The 7,958-nt window shown below is 68.4% G+C and carries 5 protein-coding genes and 1 pseudogene; 4 read left to right on the forward strand and 2 right to left on the reverse strand.

Annotated elements, in window-relative coordinates:
- Positions 1-20 precede the first annotated feature (20 nt).
- Positions 21-383, forward strand: coding sequence for an STAS domain-containing protein (locus tag AOJ26_RS10000; protein ID WP_053847869.1), 363 nt, complete (start codon positions 21-23; stop codon positions 381-383).
- A gap of 256 nt (positions 384-639) precedes the next feature.
- Positions 640-1,527 (forward strand): NAD(P)-dependent oxidoreductase, encoded by an 888-nt coding sequence (locus tag AOJ26_RS10005; RefSeq protein ID WP_053847870.1) that lies wholly within the window; start codon positions 640-642, stop codon positions 1,525-1,527.
- A gap of 179 nt (positions 1,528-1,706) precedes the next feature.
- Here the strand turns inward: AOJ26_RS10005 and AOJ26_RS10010 are convergent, their stop codons facing one another.
- Together AOJ26_RS10010 and AOJ26_RS10015 are read right to left on the reverse strand one after the other, a co-directional pair.
- Positions 1,707-3,698, reverse strand: a complete 1,992-nt coding sequence (locus AOJ26_RS10010) for an FHA domain-containing protein (protein ID WP_053847871.1) — start codon at positions 3,696-3,698, stop codon at positions 1,707-1,709.
- Positions 3,699-3,751: 53 nt separating this feature from the next.
- Positions 3,752-5,455, reverse strand: coding sequence for a serine/threonine-protein kinase (locus AOJ26_RS10015; RefSeq protein ID WP_053847872.1), 1,704 nt, complete (start codon positions 5,453-5,455; stop codon positions 3,752-3,754).
- Positions 5,456-5,550: 95 nt separating this feature from the next.
- On the opposite strand from AOJ26_RS10015, the pseudogene AOJ26_RS10020 reads away from it, so the two are divergent.
- Positions 5,551-6,462, forward strand: a pseudogene (locus AOJ26_RS10020) (LacI family DNA-binding transcriptional regulator); the annotation flags it as partial.
- 284 nt (positions 6,463-6,746) lie between these two features.
- Positions 6,747-7,880: a GH12 family glycosyl hydrolase domain-containing protein gene (locus tag AOJ26_RS10025; RefSeq protein WP_053847874.1), complete on the forward strand. Its 1,134-nt coding sequence runs from the start codon at positions 6,747-6,749 to the stop codon at positions 7,878-7,880.
- The last annotated feature ends 78 nt before the right edge of the window (positions 7,881-7,958 follow it).

Raw genomic sequence — 7,958 nt, forward strand, 5'->3', positions numbered from 1 at the left:
GCGGCGGTGGGGAGAGCGTGATGACGGCGGAGGCCTCGGATCAGGCAGATGTGTCGGGACTGTCGCTGACGGTGCAGGTCGACGGAGACATGGATTGGCAGACCGCCCCGTTCCTCCGTGAACGGCTTCTGGCGCAGATCACCGCGGAGTACCGGCGTGTGGTGCTCGATCTGTCCGCGGTGTCGTTCTGTGATTCGGCCGGGCTGAATGTACTGCTGTGGGCCCGGCGGTTGGCGAATGAGGCCGGTTCCGAGCTGGTACTGGCATGTGTGCCGGCGAACGTGCAGAGGACGCTCGTCATGACCGGCGTGGACACCGTCGTGCTGGCATATGTCACCGTCGGCGAGGCGGAAAGCGCCCTGATGGTAGATGGCGGTGCCTGATGCCGGGCTGCAGCCGGAGGGTCGGCCGAGGACGGGTTCGTGTTGTACGGACGGGTCAGTCGGCGGGTCATCATTCGCGCGGGTCGTAACCCCGGGTGTTCACCCGGTCCGACAACGCATCGCGGCCCGGATACCCGCTACTCACGTTGCGGCAGCATCCCCGCATCAGTCCGAACGCTCAACCATCGCCCCGGACACGGCAACCAGGCCCGGCCCGCCGCACGGTGTGAGCCGCTGCAAGACGTAGAATCCTCCGATGTCGAAGATCTGTCTGATCGGTGTCGGTCGCATGGGGGAGCCCATCTGTACCCGGCTCGTTGCAGCCGGACACCACGTGCACGCCTATGACATCCGACCTGAGCGCAGGGAAGCGATTCTCGCGTGCGGAGCCCAGTACGCGGATACCGCCCTCGCCGCCGCCACTTCGGCCGAAGTTCTCATCTCCGTGCTTCCCGGACCTGCCGAAGCGGCAGCCGCGGTTGGCGACTCCGTCCTCGCGGCACTGGCTCCGGGCGCGATCTGGATCGACATGACCAGCAACACGGCCGCTGACGCACGCGCTGGCTGGGACAGAGCAGTTGCTCATGGGGTGGCCACTCTGGAAGCGCCCATCGGCGGATCACCAAAAGATGCCGCCGAAGGCCGCCTACGTCTCTACACCGGCGGTGACACCGTCCACCTGGAGCGATGTCGACCCCTGCTGGACGTCCTCTCCGATCGAATCACCCACATGGGCGGCCACGGCGCTGGCTACACCACCAAGCTCCTCGTGAACCTGCTGTGGTTCACCCACGCCGTGGCCACTGCCGAGACCCTCCTCATCGGCCACCGCGCCGGTATCGACCTCACCTCGCTCACCCGTACGCTCGCCGGCGGCCCCGCTTCCAGCACGTTCATTCAGGACCACCTGCCGGGCCTGCTCACCGGCGACTACCTGACGGGCTTCGGTCTCGACCGCATCGTGGACCAGCTCACAGCCATCACCTCCCAAGCGGAACGCCTAGGCACACCTCATCCCCTTGCAGCCGCAGTCCGCGCACTCCATCAAGAGGCCCTGGAGTCCTACGGCCCCGCCAGCGGAGAACTTGCCGCAGTTGCCCTGCTGGAGGAACTAGCCGGTCTGCGCCTGCGCCTCCCGAGTTGACCGGGAGCCCATCCCTGCGGATCGTCGACCCAGACCCGTACCCGCCGCCTGCCCGGCCGCCTTCCCAACAGGGAAGTGGTGAATCGGCTCTCACCAACCACGTCGCCCGCTCGTGAGGTTCAGCGGAGGGTCGAGCCAGGCACCGACAGAGCCACCGGTCTCGATGTTGGAGAACAAGTTCAGGCCGGATCGAGGAGTACCGAGGCGCGGGGATCGGGGAGCGGCTGCGGTGGTTGCGGAGTCGTTGGGACGAAGACCGGAGCGTCCTGCTGGTAGAAGATGTCGATGTCGGCTTCCTCGCCACCGACGATCAGGGTGTCCCACGCCCCGCTCTTCTGGAGTGTCCGCAGGGTCGCGGGGGCGAGGGTGGACAGGTGGGCTCGGAGGATGTTGTCGTCGGGCAGACCCGGCATGCGGGGTGCCAGTCGTTCGCGTATGCCCCGCATGCGGTCCAGCAGGATCTCCAGGTCGGCGTCGGCTGAGTCCGGGACCGCGGCAGGTGTCGCGACCGGACCGGAGGGCTTGTGCTGTACGGTACCGGCCTCCGCCGGCTTGGCCGTGGTGTGCATGCTGGCGTCGATGATGTCCTTGATCGCTCGGGTCACGCCCCGTTCGTCCGTGGTGACCATGGCGTTCCAGGCGCGGCTCTTGTGCCGGTATTGCAGCATCGACATGGCCGCCTCGTGCCGGATGAAGTCGGCGTCGCGCAGGGGGCGACCGCTCCAGACCCGGCTGAGGGAGCGGGCGAGCGAGATGGCTGAGGCGAGGCCGCTGTTGAGGCCGCGTCCGGGCCAGAAGTGGATGGCGTTGGCTGCGTCACCCAGGAGGAATCCGTAGGTTCCCGGGCGGTCCGCGGTCGGGCGGGTGAGCTGAGCCGTGAACCGGGGACGCTGGACCATGTCGAGGCGGAACGAGGTGATCGCGCTGAGGTCCTGTTCGGGGACGTCGAACAGTCGCAGCCCTTCCAGGATCCGCTTCCACAGCGGTGAGCTGCGCAGCAGCGCCGGGAGGAACAGCGTGCCGTGGGTCGGGCAGGCGAATTCGTTGTCCTCGTGGCGGCTCATCAGGCACGGCCGGGCGGCGATGCACTCCTCGAAGACCTGTCGTACCGGGTCGATACCGATGACGTTGCGGGCTTCCTCGCGGGTGAGACGCATGTTCAAGAAGCCCTCGCCGCGAAGGGAGTTGAGCAGGAACCGGTTCTGGGCCACGGTCAGCAGCACGCTCATCGGGTCGGACAGGCGGGACTTGACCTTGAGACCGAGGACGACGTCCTGGATGTGCTCACCGTCCAAGGAGTAGATCGAGGCGTCGGGCATGCCGAAGCGGTCGGTGAAATGCTCTCGGGTACGGGAGCGGCCGCCTTCGCTGATGACCAGCACGTGTTCGCGCGCGATGAGCTGCTCCTGCTCCGCGGCATCGAACCGCTTGGGCACGAGCCGGATGGCAGGCTTACGGTTGGCCAGCGCGAGGAGCTGGTCCTCGATGTAGGCGATGCGAATGTTGCGGGGCGGGCGTCCCTCCACGGAATCGGGCCCCAGTGGCCACATCTCGGAGAAGTGACGGTCGTCGCCGAACATCGCCGTCTGCATCTCTTGTGTCAGCGCCGAGTACTGCCGGCTCTGCACGGTGACCACCTGCTGACGGCGGACGTTTCCCTGGGCGGCGTCCTTCCAGATCACCGAGGTGCCGTCGCGAACCCAGCGGCCGTCGTAGACGGTGATCGCGACCCGTCCGGCCAGCGCCTCCTCCAGTAGCAGGGCGAAGGCGAGACCGACCGGGCCACCGCCGGTCACCGTGACCCGCAGGACCCCCGGGTCCACGGCCGCATTGGCGCGCGGCAGGTCCATCTGGGAGAGGTCCATGACCGTCTCGACGGCTTCCTGCGTCTCGAACAGGAACGTCTCGTCGCCGATGCGTATGGTGTCGCCAGGGGACAACTCATGGCGTTCGACACGGCGTTCGTTGACGAAGGTGCCGTTCCTGCTGTCGCGGTCATGCAGGATGTACGCGCCGTTGTCGGCGACAATCTCGGCGTGAAAGCGGGAAGCACTGACGCTGACGATGATGACGTCGTTGTCACTCTTGCGGCCGAACGTCAGCGGGGCCTCTCCGAGAACCACGCTCTGACCGGTGAACGGACCGGTGCGTCCCACGATGACCGACAGCACGGAAACTCCTTAAGAGATACAGATTGGTCCAGTGATGGACGACTTGATGGGTGTCACTCGCCGGCGGGCCGGCAGGTGATGCTGAACGGCACGGAGTTGGACTTCGTGTCGAACGGCGACTTGATCTCGACGGCCATTGCGCTCTGCAAGGTTCCCTCCTGCGCCCACGTCGAGAGCCGCACCGTCTCCGTCTTGCTCGTCGGATCACCTTCACGGAACGACAGAGTCCGCCACTGAGGGTCCACCACCGCACCGTTGTCGGACACCCACCGGTAGGAGAACTGCACCGGCGCCCGGTCCGTCGTGAACGTCGCGGTGAACCAGGGCGCCTGACCGTCTCCGCCCGGGCACCGGCCGTCGAACGTGGTGGCCCTGCCGGTGACGGTCACCGACACCGGTTGGGACGCGCTGACGGAGGCGGTGGTTTCGCCGTCCTTGGCGGCAGTGCTGTCGTCCTGATTGATTAGCGTGTAGCCGAGGACTGCGCCGCCGGCCACGACCAGGGCGGCGGCGGCAGCCCACACCGCAGGAGCCCCCTTATGGCTGCGAGCGGCACGCGTGGGCGAGGGACCGGTGCCATGGACGAGACCGGGTGCGGGGGCCGGTGCGGCCGTGCCGTGCCGAAAGGCTGCACTGTCCGGGGGAGGCCCGAACGTGCCCAGCGGCGCGGTCCCGGCCAGGGCCTCGGCAGCCGGCGTGGCGGCGATCGCCGCCACGGTCTCGTCGGCCGGGGTCTTTTCCTCGGCGGTGACAGCCGTGGTGCCCCCGGCGGTGACGGCTGTAGTGACCTCGGCGGTGACGGCCGCGGTGACTTCGGCCGTGGCGGGCGAGGTGACCTCGGCCGTGATGCCGTCCGCCGCCGCAGCCGGGGTCACAGCCGTGGCAGCAGCTCCCGCCTCGGGTGACGCCGTCAACCCCTGTGCGACACGGGTGAGTTCACCCATGGCCTCCTCGGGACCCATCCGCTCCTCGGGATCCTTGCGCATGAGCCCCTCGATGACCGCGGTCAGCGGGCCGGCCCGGTGCGGCGGCGGCAGTTCGTCGTCGACGACGGCGCGCAGTGTCGACAGGGCGCTCGTCCGGCGGAACGGCGAACGGCCCTGTACGGCGGTATAGAGGAGCGCCCCGAGCGACCAGAGATCGGAAGCAGCGCCCGGGGTCTGTCCCAACGCACGCTCGGGAGCGAGGTATTCGGGCGAACCGACGACCTCACCCGTCATCGTGAGTGCGGTGCTGCCCTCCACGCTGGCTATGCCGAAGTCGGTCAGGACGACACGGCTGTCATCGGCCAGCAGCACGTTGGCGGGCTTCACATCGCGGTGCAGCACCCCGGCTCCGTGGGCCGCGCGCAGAGCCGCCAGTACCTCGACGCCGATGCGCGCGACGTCCTTGGGCGCCAGGGCGCCCTCGGCGGTGATCACGTCGGCGAGGGAACGGCCGCGGACGAGTTCCATGACGATCCACGGTCGGCCGTCGAAGTTCACCACGTCGTAGACGGTCACGACGCCACGGGCGTTGACCCGTGCCGCCGCCCACGCCTCCCGTTCCAACCGTTCGTGCAATTGCCTGCTGCGTTCGACGGGCAGCTCGATGGAGGCGCGAACCTCCTTGACCGCGACATCGCGGTGGAGCACCTGGTCGCGGGCCCGCCACACGGTGCCCATACCACCCTCGCCGAGCACAGACAGCAACCGGTATCTGCCGGCGACGAGCCGTGAGTCGCCCGTTTCCGATGAGACCTCGTCCAGGTTGTGCATGAGGGTCAACTCCCTTGTTCCGCCGCCTGCAGGGCTCAGTATGATGAATACGCCGGTGATCACTAAATGCTCAGCGTGGGAGCCGGACAGAAACGTCCACGCGCCGGGCCGTCGAGCGGGCCATCGACGAACTGGGCTACGTGCCCAACCTGGCGGCGCGTACCCTGGCCGGGCGGCGCGCCGACGCGGTGGCGTTGGCGCTGCCCGAACAGGACTGGCGGCAGTTCGCGGAACCCTTCTTCTTGGAGATCATTCGCTCGTTCGGCGACGGCCTCGAAGACACCTCGGTGCAGCTGCTGCTCACCCTGGTTCGCAGCGGCATCGAGCGGCAGCGTTTCATCGAGTTCGAGCGTGGTGGTCAGGTGGACGGGGCGCTGTTCATTTCCGTTCGAGCCGAGGACCGGCTGTCGGACATGCTCGCCGAAGCCGGAGCTCCCACGGTGCTGCTCGGCCGCCGCCCGGGCGACCAGCTCGTCACCTACGTCGACGCGGACAACGTCGGCGGCGCCCGCAGCGCAGTCGAGCACTTGTTGCGCGGGAGGAGCCGCAGGATCGCCGCCGGCATCGGACCGCTCGACATGTACGTCACCCAGTGCCGGCTGCGGGGGTACCGCGAGGCGCTGGCCGCCGCCGGCGTGGAAGCCGCTCCCTCGCTGGTCGTCGAGGGCAACTTCACCGAGGACAGCGGGCCGCGGGCGACGACTGAACTCCTCACCCGGCACCCATACGTGGACGCCGTCTTCGCCGCCTCGGACACCATGGCCGCCGCAGCACTCGGGGTGCTGCAGGCGGCCGGCCCCCGGGTGCCCGAGGACGTCGCGGTGATCGGCTCCGACGACTTCCCGCTCGCCCAGCACACCGAGCCGTCGCTGACGACGGTCCAGCAGCCGCTGGACGAGATCGGGCGGACCAAAGTGCGGCTGCTGATGCAGGAGACGGAACAACCGGAGGTCGCCTGGCGCCATGTCATCCTGCGCACCCGGCTGGTGGTGCGCGCCTCGGCTTGAGGCACGCAGGGACGGGGCCTGGGCTCGCGGGGACGGCTCCGGGCGAAAGATTCGGGAGCGCTCCCAACTCCCGTCGCCCAGCGAAAGGTTGCGACGTGTTTGCCTGACCTGCGACTTCGAAATCCATTCGACGCATGTGCGCGCATAGGGTTGTCAGGGACATGGACGGACTCTTACAGTCCGACCCGAACCGGTGGAATGGGAGCGCTCCCATCATTGGGGAGGCGGGAGCGCTCCTTTACCAGTTCCGACACAGCCGAGCCACGTTCGAGAGAGGCACCCGCATGCGACCGTTACCGCACCGTCCCCGCCCCGTGCGCGGCCTGTTCGCCGCACTCCTCTCCGCTTTCGCCGCGCTCGCGGCTCTCCTTGTCGCCGCACCGCCGGCCCAGGCCGACACCACGATCTGCGAGCAGTTCGGCTCGACCGTCATCCAGGGCCGCTACGTCGTGCAGAACAACCGCTGGGGCACCAGCGCCACCCAGTGCGTCACCGCCACCGACACCGGCTTCCGCCTCACCCAGGCCGACGGCTCTGTGCCCACCAACGGCGCCCCGAAGTCCTACCCGTCGGTGTTCAACGGCTGCCACTACACGAACTGTTCGCCGGGCACCAACCTTCCGGCGCAGCTCAGCAACATCTCCAGCGCGCCCAGCAGCATCTCCTACGGCTTTGTCTCGGGCGCCGTGTACAACGCCTCGTACGACATCTGGCTGGACCCGACGCCCCGCACCGACGGCGTCAACCGCACCGAGATCATGATCTGGTTCAACCGAGTGGGCTCCATTCAGCCGATCGGTTCGCAGGTCGGCACCGCCACCGTCGGTGGCCGCACCTGGCAGGTGTGGACCGGCAGCAACGGCTCCAACGACGTGATCTCCTTCGTCGCTCCCTCGGCGATCAGCAGCTGGAGCTTCGACGTCATGGACTTCGTCGACCAGGCCGTGGCCCGGGGCCTGGCGCAGAACAACTGGTACCTGACGAGCGTCCAGGGCGGGTTCGAGCCGTGGCAGAACGGCGCCGGACTCGCGGTGAACTCCTTCTCCTCCACCGTCAACCTCGGTGGCGGCGGCGACCCGGGCGGCCCCGGCGGACCGGCCACGGCCTGCCAGGTGACCTTCGCGACCAGCGTCTGGCAGGGCGGCTACACCGCCGATGTCACGGTCAAGAACACCGGCACCACCGCTCTGAACACCTGGCAGCTCGGCTTCACCCTGCCCTCCGGACAGCGCGTCACCAGCTCATGGAACGCCACCTTGTCCGGCTCCTCCGGCGCGGTGACGGCGACTCCCGTGGCGCACAACGCGCAGATCGCCGCCGGCGGCAGCCAGTCCTTCGGCTTCCAGGGCACCTACAGCGGCACCTTCGCCAAGCCCGGCACCTTCACCCTGAACGGCACGGCCTGCACCAGCGCCTGACCGAAGCCGGTTGCGCCGCACCGGCCTTCTCCAGGGCCCGCCCCGCCTTCCCGCACCGACGGGGGCGGGCCCTGGAGT

The sequence above is a fragment of the Streptomyces sp. NRRL B-24085 genome, assembly GCF_001282115.1.
Lineage (GTDB): Bacteria > Actinomycetota > Actinomycetes > Streptomycetales > Streptomycetaceae > Streptomyces.

Bases quoted from the DNA above. Each gene is read 5' to 3' on its own strand.
- AOJ26_RS10005 (WP_053847870.1), top strand. From the start codon at position 640: ATGTCGAAGATCTGTCTGATCGGTGTCGGTCGCATGGGGGAGCCCATC.
- AOJ26_RS10000 (WP_053847869.1), top strand. From the start codon at position 21: ATGACGGCGGAGGCCTCGGATCAGGCAGATGTGTCGGGACTGTCGCTG.
- AOJ26_RS10025 (WP_053847874.1), top strand. From the start codon at position 6,747: ATGCGACCGTTACCGCACCGTCCCCGCCCCGTGCGCGGCCTGTTCGCC.
- AOJ26_RS10015 (WP_053847872.1), bottom strand. From the start codon at position 5,455: ATGCACAACCTGGACGAGGTCTCATCGGAAACGGGCGACTCACGGCTC.